This is a genomic window from Methylocapsa sp. S129, assembly GCF_009765995.1.
GTDB lineage: Bacteria > Pseudomonadota > Alphaproteobacteria > Rhizobiales > Beijerinckiaceae > Roseiarcus.
In genome coordinates, this window is sequence record NZ_LMUI01000042.1 from 379,754 (window position 1) to 395,006 (window position 15,253).

The 15,253-nt window shown below is 63.1% G+C and carries 14 protein-coding genes; 9 read left to right on the top strand and 5 right to left on the bottom strand.

Translation table 11 applies throughout. From position 1 onward, the window contains the following. Positions 1 to 16: 16 nt before the first annotated feature. The gene (locus tag GSQ90_RS22450; protein WP_158817104.1) at positions 17 to 577 is read right to left on the bottom strand and encodes a TetR/AcrR family transcriptional regulator; all 561 of its coding nucleotides are present in this window, start codon (positions 575 to 577) and stop codon (positions 17 to 19) included. A 260-nt stretch (positions 578 to 837) separates the two neighbouring features. On the opposite strand from GSQ90_RS22450, the gene GSQ90_RS22455 reads away from it, so the two are divergent. The 5 genes from GSQ90_RS22455 (at position 838) to GSQ90_RS22475 (ending at position 4,352) form a co-directional block, all read left to right on the top strand. Next, positions 838 to 2,370, top strand: coding sequence for an MFS transporter (locus GSQ90_RS22455; protein WP_158817105.1), 1,533 nt, complete (start codon positions 838 to 840; stop codon positions 2,368 to 2,370). Between the two features lie 140 nt (positions 2,371 to 2,510). Beyond that, positions 2,511 to 2,858 carry a helix-turn-helix transcriptional regulator gene (locus tag GSQ90_RS22460; RefSeq protein ID WP_158817106.1) on the top strand — a complete coding sequence of 116 codons (348 nt, stop codon included), beginning with the start codon at positions 2,511 to 2,513 and terminating at the stop codon, positions 2,856 to 2,858. Continuing rightward, complete coding sequence (gene arsC, locus GSQ90_RS22465; protein ID WP_158817107.1) at positions 2,858 to 3,283, top strand: arsenate reductase (glutaredoxin); 426 nt, start codon at positions 2,858 to 2,860, stop codon at positions 3,281 to 3,283. Before GSQ90_RS22460 ends, arsC begins: the two co-directional genes overlap by 1 nt. Beyond that, positions 3,283 to 4,017 carry an MIP/aquaporin family protein gene (locus tag GSQ90_RS22470; protein ID WP_158817365.1) on the top strand — a complete coding sequence of 245 codons (735 nt, stop codon included), beginning with the start codon at positions 3,283 to 3,285 and terminating at the stop codon, positions 4,015 to 4,017. The genes arsC and GSQ90_RS22470 overlap by 1 nt, the downstream gene beginning before the upstream one ends. Continuing rightward, positions 3,978 to 4,352 carry a hypothetical protein gene (locus tag GSQ90_RS22475; protein WP_158817108.1) on the top strand — a complete coding sequence of 125 codons (375 nt, stop codon included), beginning with the start codon at positions 3,978 to 3,980 and terminating at the stop codon, positions 4,350 to 4,352. Before GSQ90_RS22470 ends, GSQ90_RS22475 begins: the two co-directional genes overlap by 40 nt. A 58-nt stretch (positions 4,353 to 4,410) precedes the next feature. Here GSQ90_RS22475 and GSQ90_RS22480 read toward each other — a convergent pair whose 3' ends face one another. After that, the gene (locus GSQ90_RS22480) at positions 4,411 to 5,466 is read right to left on the bottom strand and encodes a LysR family transcriptional regulator (RefSeq protein WP_158817109.1); all 1,056 of its coding nucleotides are present in this window, start codon (positions 5,464 to 5,466) and stop codon (positions 4,411 to 4,413) included. Positions 5,467 to 5,571: 105 nt separating this feature from the next. On the opposite strand from GSQ90_RS22480, the gene GSQ90_RS22485 reads away from it, so the two are divergent. Together GSQ90_RS22485 and GSQ90_RS22490 are read left to right on the top strand one after the other, a co-directional pair. Next, positions 5,572 to 6,168 (top strand): malonic semialdehyde reductase, encoded by a 597-nt coding sequence (locus tag GSQ90_RS22485; protein WP_158817110.1) that lies wholly within the window; start codon positions 5,572 to 5,574, stop codon positions 6,166 to 6,168. 221 nt (positions 6,169 to 6,389) lie between these two features. Then, entirely contained in the window at positions 6,390 to 6,776 is a 387-nt protein-coding gene (locus GSQ90_RS22490; RefSeq protein WP_158817366.1) for a DoxX family protein, read from the top strand. Positions 6,777 to 7,074: 298 nt separating this feature from the next. Here GSQ90_RS22490 and GSQ90_RS22495 read toward each other — a convergent pair whose 3' ends face one another. The 3 genes from GSQ90_RS22495 to GSQ90_RS22505 form a co-directional block, all read right to left on the bottom strand. Further along, positions 7,075 to 8,898 carry a DUF882 domain-containing protein gene (locus GSQ90_RS22495; protein ID WP_158817111.1) on the bottom strand — a complete coding sequence of 608 codons (1,824 nt, stop codon included), beginning with the start codon at positions 8,896 to 8,898 and terminating at the stop codon, positions 7,075 to 7,077. A 149-nt stretch (positions 8,899 to 9,047) separates the two neighbouring features. After that, positions 9,048 to 11,021: a murein L,D-transpeptidase gene (locus GSQ90_RS22500; protein WP_158817112.1), complete on the bottom strand. Its 1,974-nt coding sequence runs from the start codon at positions 11,019 to 11,021 to the stop codon at positions 9,048 to 9,050. A gap of 117 nt (positions 11,022 to 11,138) precedes the next feature. Further along, on the bottom strand, positions 11,139 to 12,638 hold the full coding sequence (locus GSQ90_RS22505; protein ID WP_158817113.1) for a sigma-54 dependent transcriptional regulator: 1,500 nt from the start codon (positions 12,636 to 12,638) through the stop codon (positions 11,139 to 11,141). 172 nt (positions 12,639 to 12,810) lie between these two features. Here GSQ90_RS22505 and GSQ90_RS22510 point away from each other — a divergent pair, with 172 nt between their 5' ends. Then, entirely contained in the window at positions 12,811 to 14,661 is a 1,851-nt protein-coding gene (locus GSQ90_RS22510; RefSeq protein WP_158817114.1) for a M3 family oligoendopeptidase, read from the top strand. A gap of 49 nt (positions 14,662 to 14,710) precedes the next feature. Then, positions 14,711 to 15,247 carry a GNAT family N-acetyltransferase gene (locus GSQ90_RS22515; protein WP_158817115.1) on the top strand — a complete coding sequence of 179 codons (537 nt, stop codon included), beginning with the start codon at positions 14,711 to 14,713 and terminating at the stop codon, positions 15,245 to 15,247. Positions 15,248 to 15,253: the final 6 nt, after the last annotated feature.

The window sequence follows — 15,253 nt, forward strand, 5'->3', positions numbered from 1 at the left end:
TTCCGCGCGGGCCTTTTTATTGTCCGGCGCGCGGCGCGGTGAGCGCATCCCAGCCAAGCATCGCATGGCCGACGATGTGATGCAGCGCATCGATGGTGGCGCCGTCGCGCGCTTCGATCGAGAAGCCATTGATGATCGTGCTGAAATAGGCGGCGATGCCGTCAAGGTCGAGGCCATCGGGCAATTCGCCTTCTTTGACGCCGCGCTCCAGGCGTCGGCGGATGCGCCTCGGCGTTTCTTTCCTGCAGTCGGAGAGATGCTGCTGCATCGCCTGAGTGTCCGGCCCGCCGTTGGCGGCGCCCAGCACGATGAGGCAACCCTTCGGCTTGCCCGGCGCCGTGCAGCCCTCGGCGGCGGCCAGAAGCATGGCGGCGACCGAATCGCGCGTCGACAAATCGCCTTCGAGCGCTTTCAGCGTGCCGGCAGTGGCCGTTGCGAGATAAAGAGAAACGGCCTCGCGGAACAACGCCTCCTTCGAGCTGAAAGCGGCGTAAAGCGAAGGCGAGTTGATGCCCATCTCCGCCGTCAATTCAGCGATCGAAGCGCCGGAATAGCCGCGCGCCCAAAAAACCTCCATCGCCTTCTCCAAGGCGTGGGAGCGTTCGAAACTGCGGGGACGTCCTCTTTCGATCATGGGTTTTTATTTTCTGTATCGATCGACACATAAAGTGCTTGACCGGAAACCGCAAGGCGCTATTATTTCTGTGTCGATCACTACAGAATAGAACCTCGATCTTCGTCTCCATGCGTGGCCTCAAGCTATGGCTGCGCCCACCGTCGCTCTTCCTCCTGCGTCGCGCCTTCCTGCGTTGCGCGCCCAAATCCAAGGTAAATCCAATGACCGACGCATCCTCCGATGCGGCGAACGACAAGCGATTGATTCTCGCTGCGATCTTCCTCGTCGCCATCACGATTCCGATCTCTTTCACAGGTCCCGCCGTCGCCATTCCGGCGATCGGCCGCGCTCTTGGCGGCGGCGTCACCGCGCTCAGTTGGGTCGTCAACGCTTTCATGCTGGCGATCGGCAGCACGATGATGCTCGGCGGCGCGCTCGCGGACCAATTCGGCCGCAAAAAGATGTTCAAGCTGGGTTTGACCGCTTTTACGGCGGCGTCTTTGGCGATCGGATTCTCGCCGAATGTGCTGACGCTCGATCTGCTTCGCGGCTTGCAGGGGGGTGGCGGCGCGATCGCCATATCGGCGGGCTTTGCCGCGCTCGCACAGGAATATGAGGGGCCTGCGCGCACGCGCGCGCTCGGCTTGATCGGCAGCGGTTTTGGCATCGGCATTGCTTTCGGACCTCTCATCGCCGGCGCGCTGATCGGATCGTTGGGTTGGCGTGCTTTGTTCTTTGCTTCAGCCGCCGTGGGCGGCGCGGTGCTCGCTGTCGGCGCGCCGCGCCTGCGCGAATCGCGCGACCCGGGCGCCACGGGCATCGACCGGTTGGGCGCTGCGAGCTTTACGGGCGCTCTCGTTGCGCTCACCTTCGGCATCATCGAAGGGCCGGAACGCGGCTGGAGCGATCCGCTGGTCATCGTCCTTCTCGGATTGGCCGCGTTATTATTGGCCGCCTTTATCGTCATCGAGAACAATCAGAAGCGGCCGATGCTCGATCTGTCGTTGTTCCGCTATCCGCGCTTTGTCGGCGTGCAGGCGTTGCCGATCGCCGTCGCCTATTCCTTCGTCGTGCCCCTAATCCTCTTGCCCGTGCGCTTCATTCGGGTCGAGGGGCTCGATGAATTTCAGACCGGGCTGATGCTGCTGCCGATTTCGGCGCCGGTCGCGATCGTGCCATTCATCGCCGGCCATATTGCGCGCTGGATCCCGTCCGGCATTCTGGCTGGAATCGGCCTCGTGTTCTCGGGACTGGGCATCGTCTGGCTGTCGATGATCGCGCCGGGGGCGACTCCCCTGGCCTTTGCGCCGCCTCTCTTGCTCATCGGCGTCGGAGCGGGCTTCCCGTGGGGTCTGATGGACGACCTTGCTATATCGGTCGTGCCGACGGAACGGGCCGGCATGGCGACGGGGATATTCGGGACGATGCGCGTCGCCGGCGAGACGATCGCTATCGCGCTGATCGGCGCGGCGCTGGCCGGCTTTGTCGGCGGCGCTCTTGGTCCATCGGCGCCGACCGCCGACGCCGGCGCCTTGGCGCTCGTCGTGGCCGGCGGAGCGTTCGATGAAGCGGCGCGGCTGGCGCCGGCGCTTCCCAGGGCCGCCTTCAGCGAAGCCTATGGCGCCGCCTTTCACACGACGCTGCTGATCTGCGCGACGATCACCTTCGCGGCGGCCATTGTCGCCTTCGCCGCGTTGCGCAAAAGACATTATGCCCTCGACGATGAACCGTGCCTACGGGAAGCGGAGGCGTGAGGGAGTATATTCGAAAGGGAAAGCGACGCCTTCGCCAGCATTTCTCCTAAACATGGGCCCGCGTGGAAAACTCCGCGCGGGCTTTTCGTTTGGGCGCGAAATGCCTTGCCACGCTCATAAATATCTGTAAGTCTGGATATATGGATACGATGGAGGCGATTGCCGCTCTCGCGGCGCTGGCTCAGCCAACCCGGCTCGACACGTTCCGGCTGCTGGTCAGGCGCGAGCCCGACGGCGTTCCGGCCGGTGAACTGGCGCGTCTGATCGGGGCGCCGCAAAACACTATGTCGGCGCATCTGGCGGTTCTTGCGCGGGCGGGGCTGATTGTTGGCGAACGACAGAGCCGCTCCATTATTTACCGCGTCGATCTCGATCGCTTTCGCGAGGTCGCGCTGTTCCTGCTCAAAGATTGCTGCGGCGGCCGCGCCGATCTATGCGCGCCCCTGATCGCCGATCTCACTCCTTGCCATCGGCCGGAGGTCGCGTAATGGATGTGATCATCTACCACAAACCCGCCTGTGAAACATCGCGCAATACGCTCGCGATGATCCGTAACGCCGGCGTCGAGCCGCATATCATCGAATATCTGAAATGCCCGCCAACGCGTTTGCTGCTGGCGCAATTGCTCGTGCGCGCCGGCCTGACCGTGCGCCAGGTCCTGCGCGAGAAGGATACGCCTTTCCACGATCTCGGGCTCGGCGATCCGGCCCTCAGCGACGATGCGTTGCTTAGCGCGATCGGCGCCCATCCGATCCTGATGAACCGCCCGCTCGTCGTCACGCCCGAAGGCGTGCGCCTGTGCCGCCCCTCCGAGCAAGTCCTCGATCTGCTGCCGCCCCAGCGCGGACAATTCATCAAGGAGGATGGCGAGCGCGTGATCGACGACCAAGGGCGGCGCGTGGCGACGGCGTGATCTTTTCCGTGACCCGACGCCTCGCCGCCGAATGCCTGGGGACCGGTTTGCTCGTCGCCACAGTGGTCGGCTCGGGCATCATGGGCGAGAGGCTTGCCGGCGGCAATGTCGCCCTCGCGCTGCTTGGCAATACGCTGCCAACCGGCGCGATTCTGGCGGTGCTGATCCTTGTGTTCGGGCCAATCTCGGGCGCGCATTTCAACCCCGCGGTTTCGTTGGCGATGTGGCTGTGCAAAGAGCAGCCACGGCGGGAGTTCATCCCTTATGCTGTCGCGCAGATTGTCGGCGGTTGCGTGGGAACGCTCGTCGCGCATGGCATGTTCGAACTGCCGCTGTTCGAACTCGCGATCAAGGCGCGCACCGGCCCGGCGCAATGGTTTTCGGAATTTATCGCCACCTTCGGCCTGATCGTCGCCATTCTCGCCGTGTCGCGTTTCAAGAGCGAGGCGATTCCAGCGACGGTCGGTCTTTACATCACAGCCGCCTATTGGTTCACTGCGTCCACGTCTTTCGCCAATCCCGCCATCACTATCGCCCGCGCGTTTACAGCAAGTTTTTCCGGCATATCGCCTTCTGATGCGCCGATGTTTATCATCGCGCAGCTTGTCGGCGCCTTGGCTGGTCTTGCCGTCATGCGCTGGTTCTTCGCCGCGCCATCTCTCCCTGCGGGCTGCGCCGCGATGGAACGAGTCTCATGCGCAACCTCACATGGCCCGTCGTCACGCTCGTCTTGATGGCTGTGTCTTTCGCGGTTGGACGCAAGACCGGCGGCTTTCGTCCTCTGCCCGGCATCGTGGCGACCTTGCCGGGCGACGAGCCCGACTTCAGCCAGGAGCTCGACGCCCGATTGCGCGAGCGTTTTCCGATCGGGACTGATGAGGAAACCTTGATCCTCTATCTTGCCAGCGAAGGCTTCTCGCCCGAATGGCGGCGACGCGAGGATTCGAACGCGAGCGCCTTCATTTGGAATGGGCTGATTTGCAAGAAGACCATTCGTGTGTTGTGGCGCGCCGATGCGGCGGGCCTTCTGACCGAGGTGGGCGGAACTTACGAAAGCGACTGTTTGTGACGACGCCACGAACAATCGCCGCGCGTTGACGTCGGGCCTATGCGGGAAAGCTGCGTCGCTAGCTTGTCGGATTGTCCGCCAAAGCCGGGACAAGATCATCGTGCGCGACCAGGTTCGACGCGACCGCATGGCGCGCGGATCTGTGAACGCGGTCGCGGGCGGGATGGTGGGGGTCGACCAAACCCTGGCTTTCGAGCCTTTGCCGCTGACTCTCGCATGCGGGCCCGTTCATGCGTTCGCGCAAATCGGCGATGAGCCAGCGTCCGGCGCGGCCGATTTCGCGACCGCGCTCATGCACCACATGGACACGGAATTCGATGGCGTCGCGCTCGGCCGTTTCAAGCCGCTTCAGCCGGCCTGCGGCGATATGATCGGCGACCATATGGGCGGGCATATTGCACCAGCCAAAACCGGCGAGCAGGAATTCGAGCCGCGTCGCCAGATCGGCGAAGCGCCAGATGTGGTGGCTGACGATGCCGCCGCCGATGTTGTGGGTCAATGGCGTGCGGTCGGTCAGGACAAGCTGGACATGCGGCTCAAGCGTCTCGCGCGCGATCGGCGCTGTCTCGCGCGCCAGCGGATGATCGGCGGCCACAACCGGGATCAGGGCGATTTCGGTCAGAAAGTCCGCGGCCAGATCGCGCGCGCCGGTGGCGTCGATCGGGTAAATGGCGAATCGCACCAATCCGTCGCGTAAGCGCTGTTCGGCGCCGCCAAGCCCTTCGGTGAACACTGAAACGGGCATTTGTGGAAATTCGCCGCTGAGCGCCTTGAGGCTGCCCATCAGCAGGTCGTTGGGGAAAATGGCGTCCACCGCCAGCGTGAGTTCCGGCTCGACATCGCCCATGATGCTGGCGGCGCGCGCTTTCATGGTGCGGGCGCCCTCGATCAGGCGCAGGGCGTCCTTCACGATGATGGCCCCGGCGCCGGTGAGGATCGGCGTTTTGCCGGCGCGATCGAAAAGCGGAATCCCCAGCACGTGTTCGAGCGTATTGACGGCCTGGCTGACAGCCGATTGCACCCGGCCCAGCCGCCGCGCGGCCGCCGAAAAACTGCCGGTTTCCGCGACAGCGACAAGGATTCTCATCTGGTCGAGCGTAAGCGGGTCAATCATGGTTTGCCTCGGCTATCCATCATCCATACCGATGGATACTAACATAATTTTACCAGTTGCAATGATGCCTTAAACAAATCATCTGTGTGCGCGAAGGAGAAACCAATGACCGATCACAAAAAAATCGACTCCGCCGCCCTCGCCCAGATTTTTACCGAGGCGCGCACCCATAACGCCTATCTGGACCGCCCCGTTTCCGACGATTTGCTGCGCGAGGCGGTCGATATCGCCAAGATCGGCCCGACCAGCGCCAACCAGTCGCCGCTTCGCATCGTATTCTTGCGTTCAGCCGCGGCCAAGGAGCGGCTCCGCCCCGCTCTCATGGAGGGCAATCTCGCCAAGACCATGGCTGCGCCCGTCGTCGCGCTGACGGCTTATGACGTCAAATTCTTCGAACATGCGCCGTATCTGATGCCGCATTTCGATGTCAGGCCGTGGTTTGAGGGCAATGAAGCCTTCGCAACCCGCAGCGCATTCCAGAACGGCACGTTGCAGGTCGCCTATCTCATTCTCGCCCTGCGCGCGGTCGGCCTCGACACGGGTCCGATGACGGGCTTCGACAACGCCAAAGTCGATGCGGAATTCTTCCCCGACGGGCGCTTCAAGTCGAACGTGCTGATCAACATCGGTTATGGCGATCATTCTAAGCTGTTCCCGCGCAGCCCGCGCTTCTCGTTCGACCAGATCGCCAAGATCATCTGAGGCGAGGGTCACGCTAATGTTATCGGCCGCGTCGTAAGAGGCGCGTTGATCCAGTCGATATAGTTATAATATATAACTATATCGACTATGGCGAGTCCGTTAAAAAACGGGCAACGTTTGAGTGCATCGTCCTGTCGTAATTTAGCCCGGCGAACGACGATCAATGCGCTGGAAGATCATCTTAAGGGGCGTCAAGTCGCGCCAAGAAAGGCATGTCTGTCATGAACTTCACGATTATCCCGCGATCCTTTACGCCGACGTTGCACGCGGTTCTGCGTATCGTGACCGGCCTGGTGTTGCTCGATCACGGAACGGGCAAAATTCTTGGCTTTCCCGATTTGTCGGCGATGCAACCGATGCTGGGCTCGCTATTCTACGTAACCGGGGCGATCGAATTGGTCGGCGGTCTGCTCATTCTGGTCGGTTTCCTGACCCGCCCCGCCGCTTTCATCCTTTCGGGCTTCACGGCCGCGGCCTATTTCATGGCTCATTTCCCGCATGGATTTTTTCCGGCCCTGAACGGCGGCGACGCCGCGATTCTCTTCTGCTTCATCTTCCTCTATCTGGCCGCGGCGGGCGCCGGCCCCTGGGCGGTCGACAAAGAATAAAGGGAAGCCAAGGCGCGCTACACGAATCTTGTGGGAAACTCACACGCCGGCGAGCGCGCAATCCGCGCTCGCCGGTTTTTTGTCATTCGCTTTACAGGCCGGACGGTTTCGGTCGCTTCCGAATTTGCTGGCTCGTGAGCTGTGCGGAGCGCGTCGGCGCGACGATCGGTCCCACAAACCAACTCGACGAGGCACTCTCTCGCCGCAGCGGCTGCGAACAGCAAGCCGACAGGTCGGAGAGGGATTTAACCGCAGAGTTCCGATGAGGCGGGACTTCAGCGATATCGCGGCAAGCGTCTTATTGTGATGAGCCGCGCAGGTCCGCTGTCGCTACTTCGTTGAGCGGCTTTATCGCAGGGCCTGTGAAAGCGTCTGCGCGCAGATCGCCGTAAGGCTGTTTTGCGAAGGCTGCCGGCGCCTCGACATTGGGCGCCAACATCGCCATCGCCAGAAGCACATCGGGACGAGCGCCGGGCGCAGCCGGAACGATGCGGGCGGCAGCGTTCTCCTGACTTTGAGTTTTCGCCGGCGCAGCGGTCATCACGGTAAAATTGGATCGGTCGATCCTGGCGGCGACGAGGATTGTCTTAAGCAGGGTGCGAGCCGGCGGGAGCGGCGCCGAGAGCAAGGCGGCGCGCGCGAGGGGCGAGAGCGGTTGCGAACCCGTGAGCGGCAGGGTGGCGGAAAGCGCAGCGGCCCTGGCGAGCGAGGCGGGACGCGCGACCGGTTCGGGGACTTCGGCCAAAGCGAGCGCGCCGGCCGGAATGACGCCGTCCGCGCCTCGCGTAATGACGCCGGGCAGTTTGCGCGCCAGCAGCGCAGCGATCAGATCATTCTTATGCGTGGCAGCGTCGGAGGGGATCGGCCCGAGCGAACGCGTCAGCGACGCATTAGGCGCGATCGCCTGCAACGAAGCGAATTCGACAGGGCGCGCGGGCGGCGTCGGCGCGTTGGCCATTGCGAGCTCCGGGTCGCTTGGCCGGCGCGGAGGCATCGGCGCAACCCGTTGCGCCGCCGTCGCGCCTTGCGCATCCGTGGCGCCGGCGTCGCCGGGCTGTCCGAGCGACGCGACAAGTTGGGGTTTTTGCGAGGCGGCGGCGATCGCGGCGGTCGGCGCGCTATCGGGCGCCGTCATATAAGTCTCGCCATGCGGCAGATCGTGCTTGGCTCGGCTGATCGCGTCAGGCGCGCCGCTGGCGACTTGGTATTGCGTCGCAAAGAAGGTTTGCGCGCCGCCGCCGCTGCGGCTGCTTGCGGGGGGCGTCGCCGTCGCAATGAGAGCGTTGCCGTGCGGCGAGCTTTCTTCCGCATCGTCCTCGCCGCCGCCAAACAGCATCGCGAACAGGCCCTTCGGTCCGCCCGATTCGGCCGAAGCCGCATAGACGGCGCCGCCGCGCGCCTCGATTTCGGCCGCCGCCTGCTGGTAGCCGGGGAGCGGTACGCCGTCTGACGGGATAAAAACGGTTTTGCCGTCCGGGAAAAGCCGCGCGATCTGGTCGTGGCCCATGCGCGGCCAGTAGCGCACGGAACCCGAGTCTAGATGAACCCAGGGCGTATTGCCGGTCGGATAAAAGCCGACGCCGCCCGATTGCAGGCGCATCGCGATGTCACGGATTTTGGCGGTAGGAACATCGAGGAAATGGGCGTCCATCGCCTTGCCCAGCATATGCTGCGAATGTTCGGCGACCTGCCGCGAACGGCGGCGCAACATCGCGTTGGTCTCTGGCGAGCGATAGCCCGAAAGCACGTCGACCGGCTGGCTCGATCCCGATTCGCGATAGACTTCCCAGACGATGTCGAACAGTTTGGGATCGATGTTTATTTTTTCGTCATGCCGCCAGTCGCGCATGAACCAGTTGAGTTTCTCCAGGACGGAGGAATCATAGACGCCGTTGACCATGTAGGTGAACGAGCCGGCTTCGTTGGTATGCGAGTCCGAGAGGTTGATCGTGCGCGTCTCGCCATTGGCGATCGCCGATTCCGTTGAGTTCGACGCAAACCCCAGACACAAAAGCAGCGGCGCAACGAGCGCTCTTGCGAGGGTCGATCTTCCAAATTTTGAAACGTCGAAAGTTTTTAGCGCCGGCAAAATCGTCCCTTCCGCAAGACTCGAAAGCCACACGACGTTTCCCTTCAAGCCTCCAGATCGAGAAGCTTTCGAGGCGAAACGCCACCCCTATGACTTTTGGCCTGTGTCGCCAAAGACACATCATGGCAAAAAAACGCCGGGAACGCCAGCGACGCGTGCTTTACCGTTTCAGGGCCCTTGATTCAACCCTGGATTTCAAGGCCAAGCGCGGCCTCAACCTGGCGCGTAAAGCCGTAAATGTCTTCACGCGTTTGCAATGCGCCGGAATCGTCGACGAATGCGGTGAAATATTCGATGTGGATGGCGAGCGGGCGCGGCAGAAAGATGGTCCGCTCGGTATTGCCCACGAGCGAACGCAAGCGCGCCTGCGTCCAACCGGCTTCGGCGCCGCCCATCACCAGTTCGCCCAGGCGCATCGGATCGTCGACGCGCACGCAGCCGTGACTGAAGGCGCGGCGCTGCGCGGTGAACATGCCGCGCGCCGGCGTGTCGTGCAGATAGATCGAGTGCTCGTTTGGGAACATGAACAGGATATGACCCAGCGCATTGCGCTCGCCGGGCGGCTGTCGCACCGTCAATATGCCGTTTTTCTCCGTCACTTCGAAGCCCGCGCGCGTGAGATAATCGGGATCGGCGGCGAGCTTGGGCATCATCTCTTTTTTGATGATGGATATCGGCACGTTCCAAGCCGGATTGACCAGCAGATATTTGATCTGGTTTGAAAAAATCGCCGTTGGCGTGGTCGGCTTGCCGACAATCACGCGCGCCCGGTGAATGACCTCGTCGCCTTGCGTGACTTTCAGCGTGAAGTCGGGGACATTGACCTCCACGCGCTCTTCGCCCATGTCGCGCGGCTCCCAGCGCCACATCTCCATGTTGGCGAGGATGTCCGCCTCTTGTCGGGAAGAAGCGCCGCCCGACAAGGCCTGCACGGTGTTGGCCGTCAGCAGGCCCGATGGCGGCAGGCCATTGGCGCGCTGGAAATCAGCTACCAGCGCGGCGACTTGCGCATCATAGACGAGCGCGCCTGACGCCTGCCCCTCGGCGAGCGCATCGAGCCCGAAACGCGTGCGGATGAGCGGCACGCGCGGATCGACCATGCCGATCTTGAGCATGGGGCCGGTCGGAATCCTCGCGACGGGCGCGTTGTCGGCGCGCAACTGGGCGAGCTTGTCGCGAAGATCGCGATAGCCCTTTTGCGGCGGATTGAAATCTTCAAGCGCGGCGTCCGGATCGTTGGCGGCGGCGACCAGCGCGAGCGCCTTGAACGGTTCGGCGACATCGGGCTTGGCGGTGATTTGCGGCGATAGGCTGCTGGGCTGGATGCGGCCGCCGCTCGCCTGCACGGCATAAAAGATGATGGCTTGCGACAGCATGACGTCAGCCTGGGCGCGTTGCGCCGCGGTGTCGCCTTTGCCGTCGCCAGAGGGGATGGCGAAGGCGGACAGATCGAGGCCGTCTTCCCGTGCGCGGCGTAGGCGCGCGATCGCGGCGCGCGCGTGCGGCGTGAAGCCGTCCTCATTGGTCCATAAAGGCGCATAGGCGCGCTCGAAATAGAAAACGCCGACCGCCAGGCGCGCGGCGCGCGTGTCGCGAACGCCAGTCGGCGCGGCTTTTACGTCCTGCTTGAGCATCGCCTCGACCGCCGCCTCGATTTCCGTCGCCGAAGCGCCGGTCGAGCTGAGATCGCCCGGTTGCGCCGCCGCCGACATCGAGGGCGCGAGAACCGGCGCATCGACGCTATGCGCCGCCGCTGGCGCCGTTTCGTCGTTCAATTTGGCGACCGGCCCGTCGCCGCCCGGCTTTTCGGGCGAGGATTGCTGAGCCGACGATGCGATCGAAGAAGGGGCGAGGATTGTCGACGGCTCATTGGCGGCGTCGGGCGGCAATTCTGGCTGGAACGGCGCGCTGGCCTGGTCAGCCTGCCGTTGAACGCTTCCCGCAGAAACGCCTTCATCCCCCGCAGGCGGAGCGCCGACCGAAGGCGCTTCCGTTGGCGAAGTTCTCAACGCGCCAGTCGGCGTCATGTCGATTGCGACGGGGGGCGTCGGGGCGGCCGTTTCGTCCGCATGCGCTACCGGACCGTGCAAACAAAAGCCCAGCACCGCCGCGACGCAGACTGACGCCAACCCAAACGACTTGCCTTGCCGTGTCATGAAACAGCCCCGTACGATACCCTATAACAATAGCGGTCTGCTTTGCCAGCGCGCCAATCTACCGCGTTGTCTTGTCGCTTCATATCGTCCGGACGGGGGATGGAGGCGGGACGGGGTTCACGCCGCCGCATCGTCGATATCTTCGCCCAAAACGTCGCCATCGACGCCAATATCTTTCATTTTCCGATAAAGAGTCGAGCGGCCTATGCCAAGTTTGCGCGCCATCTGCGACATTTGACCGCGATAATGGGCGAGGGCGAAGCGGATGGCCTCCGCCTCGATGTCCCAGAGCTTGCGCACATCGCCGGTGTCGTCGATGAGGCGCATGAGATTGGGATCGCGCGGCTCGAAATGCGTCATTTCCTCCTGGCTCGGCGCCATTGGGCTGGGCTGAATGGCGGCGGGAACCGGTGGAATTCTGACGTCGAAACCTTCGACCTGGGCGGCGATTTGCGGAAATTCGGCGGTCGTCAGTTCGTCGCCGTCGGCCAGCACGACCGCGCGAAACACCGCGTTCTCCAACTGGCGCACGTTGCCCGGCCAGTCATAGGCGCTCAGCAGGGCGTAGGCTTCGCTCGAAAGACCGCGAATGCGCTTGCCTTCCTCGGCGCAAAAACGCGCCGTGAAGCGCCGGGCGAGATCGGCGACGTCGCTGGCGCGGGCCCTGAGCGGGGGAATCGTGATCGGAAAGACGTTCAGGCGATAGAACAGATCTTCGCGGAACTTACCGCGCTTGACGAGATCGATGAGATTCTTGTTGGTCGCGGAGACCAGCCGGAAATCGACTTTGACCGGCCGTCTAGCGCCGACCGGATCGATTTCGCCCTCCTGCAGGGCGCGCAGCAATTTGACCTGGGCGTCCAGCGGCAATTCGCCGATTTCGTCCAGAAACAGCGTACCGCCATTGGCTTCCGCGAATTTGCCGACATGCTTTTCGGTGGCGCCGGTGAAAGCGCCCTTCTCATGGCCGAACAGCACGGATTCGATCAGGTTTTCGGGCAACGCGCCGCAATTGACGGTGACAAAAGTCTTGCCTCGCCGCTCCGAGCCGCCCTGGATGGCGCGCGCCATCAATTCCTTGCCGACCCCAGATTCTCCCTCGATCAGCACGGGAATGTTCGATTTCGCGGCGCGCTCGGCCAGCCGGATGACGCGCGCCATATTCTCCGCTTTGGTGACGATGTCTCTAAAGGTCAGCTCGCCGGCGCTGCGGCGCGTCGCGCGGCGCAATTCGTCTTCGAGCGCATCGACGCGCAGCGCATTCTTGATGGAGACTTGCAGCCGTTCCGCCCCGACGGGCTTGACGACGAAATCCAGCGCCCCGGCGCGCATCGCCGAGATCACCGCCTCGATCGAGCCATGCGCCGTCTGGACGATGGCGGGAACCTTGATTTCCCGCCGACGCATGCGGTCGAGCACGCCCATGCCGTCAAGATCGGGCATCACCAGATCGAGAATGATGAGATCGACCGGCGAGCGATCCGAGGATTCCAATCGCGTCAGCGCGCCTTCCCCTGATTCGGCGGTTTCCACTTCATAGCCGAATCGCCGGACCATGGCCTCGAGGAGCCGGCGCTGAATGGGATCGTCGTCGACAATAAGGATCAAGGCGGCCATGAAAGTCCCGTGTCACGCGGCCTCATTTGAACCGCTCGCCGACCCATCGTCCGCCATCGCAGTAAATGCCGTGTTAATGGCGTCCCATTTTGGCGCGCCCTGCGCGCGTCGCCCATTGAATGCGCGCGCGCTCTGGACGATATAGGCTTGAGATTCCAAGCGAGGCGAAGAAATGTTCCAGCACGCAGATTTTTCCAGCAGGGCCGTCCGCCAGGCCGCCGCTTCGGGCGCCGCCGCCGCGCCGGACCTCGGTTCCCTGCCGGAATGGCGGCTGGACGATCTTTATTCGGGCATCGACTCGGCCGCGTTCGCCGCCGATCTGCAGCGGGCGAGCGAGGAGGCGAAGGCTTTCGCGCAGACCTATCGCGGCAGGCTCGAGGCGATCGCGAAAGATTCCGCGGCCGGAGAAAAGCTCGGACTGGCGGTGCGCGCCTATGAGGACATCCAGGATCTGGTCGGGCGAATCATGTCTTACGCCGGTCTGGTCTACGCCGGCGACACCAGCGATCCCGCACGCGCGAAATTTTATGGCGACGCACAGGAGAAAGTGACCGCCCTGGCCGGTGATCTGTTGTTCTTCGAACTCGAACTCAACCGGCTCGACGACAAACTGATCGACGCCGCCATGGCCAATCCGCTGACGGGCCATTATCGCCCGTGGCTCGAAGACATCCGCAAAGAACGTCCGCATCAGCTCGCCGACGAGATCGAGCAATTGTTCCTGGAAAAATCGGTGAGCGGCGCCGCGGCCTGGAACCGATTGTTCGACGATACGATCGCCTCGCTGCGCTTCAAATTCGAGGATGCGGAACTGACGCTCGAACCCCTGCTCGCCAAAATGCAGGACCCTGATGAGAACAAGCGCGAGGCGGCCGCGCTTTCGCTCAGCGATACGCTCGGCGCCAATTTGCGCACTTTCACGCTGATCTCCAATACGCTCGCCAAGGACAAGGAAGTTTCCGACCGCTGGCGCAAATTCGAGGACATCGCCGATTCGCGTCACCTGGCCAATCGGGTCGAGCGCGAAGTGGTCGAGGCGATGGTCGCCGCCGTCACCGCCGCTTTTCCGCGTCTCTCGCATCGTTATTACAAGCTGAAGGCGCGCTGGTTTGGCAAGGAGCAGCTCAATCATTGGGATCGCAACGCGCCGTTACCGAGCGCGCCTGAGCGGGTGTTCACCTGGAACGCCGCGCGCGACACCGTGCTCGACGCCTATCGCGGGTTCTCTCCGCGCATGTCCGACATTGCGCGGCGTTTTTTCGACGAGGGCTGGATCGACGCGCCGGTGCGCCCGGGCAAGGCGCCGGGCGCCTTCGCCCATCCGACCACGCCCTCCGCGCATCCCTATGTGCTCGTCAATTATCTCGGCAAGCCGCGCGACGTGATGACGCTCGCCCATGAACTGGGCCATGGCGTGCATCAGGTGCTGGCGGCGCCCAATGGCGCGCTGATGGCGCCGACGCCTTTGACTTTGGCCGAGACCGCCTCGGTGTTTGGCGAGATGCTGACCTTCCGCGCGCTGCTCGCCTCGACGACTGATATCGCGTTGCGCAAATCCATGCTCGCCTCGAAGGTCGAGGACATGCTCAACACCGTGGTGCGCCAGATCGCGTTCTATAATTTCGAGCGCAAGCTGCATACTGAGCGCAAGAAAGGCGAATTGACCGCGCAGGGGATCGGCGAGCTCTGGATGAGCGTGCAGGGCGAGAGTCTCGGGCCGGCGATCAAGCTGGGGCCGGGCTATGAGACCTATTGGGCCTATATCGGCCATTTCATTCATTCGCCCTTCTATGTCTACGCCTATGCCTTCGGCGATTGCCTGGTGAATTCGCTTTACGGCGTCTATGAGAATTCGCGCGAAGGCTTCGCCGAACGCTATCTCGCGATGCTGGCGGCCGGAGGCACCAAGCACCATGCCGAACTGCTCGCCCCCTTTGGCCTCGACGCCCGCGATCCCGCCTTTTGGCAGATCGGCCTGTCGCTGATCGAGCGGATGATCGTCGAGCTGGAGGGGATGGATTAGCGGTCGCTTCAACGATCCTGGGACCCACGATCGCATGCCCGAACGCCGGTTGGAATTGAACACTCCGCGTTTGACGATGCGTCCGATCATTCCGGCGGACGCCGTCGCGCTCTTCGAGACTCTCGGCGATCCCCACGTGATGCGTTTCAGCGTCGCGGGCGCCCATCAAAGCGTGGCCGATACCGCCGGCTGGATTGAGCACGGCATTCGGCATCAGAGCGCGCATGGGTTCGCCATGTATGCGGTTCTTCGCCGGTGCGATGGGGACATCGTCGGGCAATGCGGCCTGGAGGTTCTTGCCGACGGCCGGACCGAGATCGGCTATCGCCTGCGCCGCGACCAATGGGGGCGGGGCTATGCGGCGGAGGCGGCCAAGGCCTGGCTGGATTATGGCTTCTCGACCCTGCGGCTTAGCCGGATCGTCGCGATGATCGAGCCGGGCAATCGTCGCTCGATCCGCGTGGCCGAGAAGATCGGCATGCAGGCCGGCGCATCGGAGACCTTCCATGGCATCCCTGTGATCGCCTATTTCGCGGAAGCCCCAGCGACGCCAGACGGCGCTCGATCGGCGATCAGAACGGAATAGGCGTTC

Bases quoted from the DNA above. Each gene is read 5' to 3' on its own strand.
- GSQ90_RS22450 (WP_158817104.1), bottom strand. From the start codon at position 577: ATGGAGGTTTTTTGGGCGCGCGGCTATTCCGGCGCTTCGATCGCTGAA.
- GSQ90_RS22455 (WP_158817105.1), top strand. From the start codon at position 838: ATGACCGACGCATCCTCCGATGCGGCGAACGACAAGCGATTGATTCTC.
- GSQ90_RS22460 (WP_158817106.1), top strand. From the start codon at position 2,511: ATGGATACGATGGAGGCGATTGCCGCTCTCGCGGCGCTGGCTCAGCCA.
- arsC (WP_158817107.1), top strand. From the start codon at position 2,858: ATGGATGTGATCATCTACCACAAACCCGCCTGTGAAACATCGCGCAAT.
- GSQ90_RS22475 (WP_158817108.1), top strand. From the start codon at position 3,978: ATGCGCAACCTCACATGGCCCGTCGTCACGCTCGTCTTGATGGCTGTG.
- GSQ90_RS22480 (WP_158817109.1), bottom strand. From the start codon at position 5,466: ATGATTGACCCGCTTACGCTCGACCAGATGAGAATCCTTGTCGCTGTC.
- GSQ90_RS22485 (WP_158817110.1), top strand. From the start codon at position 5,572: ATGACCGATCACAAAAAAATCGACTCCGCCGCCCTCGCCCAGATTTTT.
- GSQ90_RS22490 (WP_158817366.1), top strand. From the start codon at position 6,390: ATGAACTTCACGATTATCCCGCGATCCTTTACGCCGACGTTGCACGCG.
- GSQ90_RS22500 (WP_158817112.1), bottom strand. From the start codon at position 11,021: ATGACACGGCAAGGCAAGTCGTTTGGGTTGGCGTCAGTCTGCGTCGCG.
- GSQ90_RS22505 (WP_158817113.1), bottom strand. From the start codon at position 12,638: ATGGCCGCCTTGATCCTTATTGTCGACGACGATCCCATTCAGCGCCGG.
- GSQ90_RS22510 (WP_158817114.1), top strand. From the start codon at position 12,811: ATGTTCCAGCACGCAGATTTTTCCAGCAGGGCCGTCCGCCAGGCCGCC.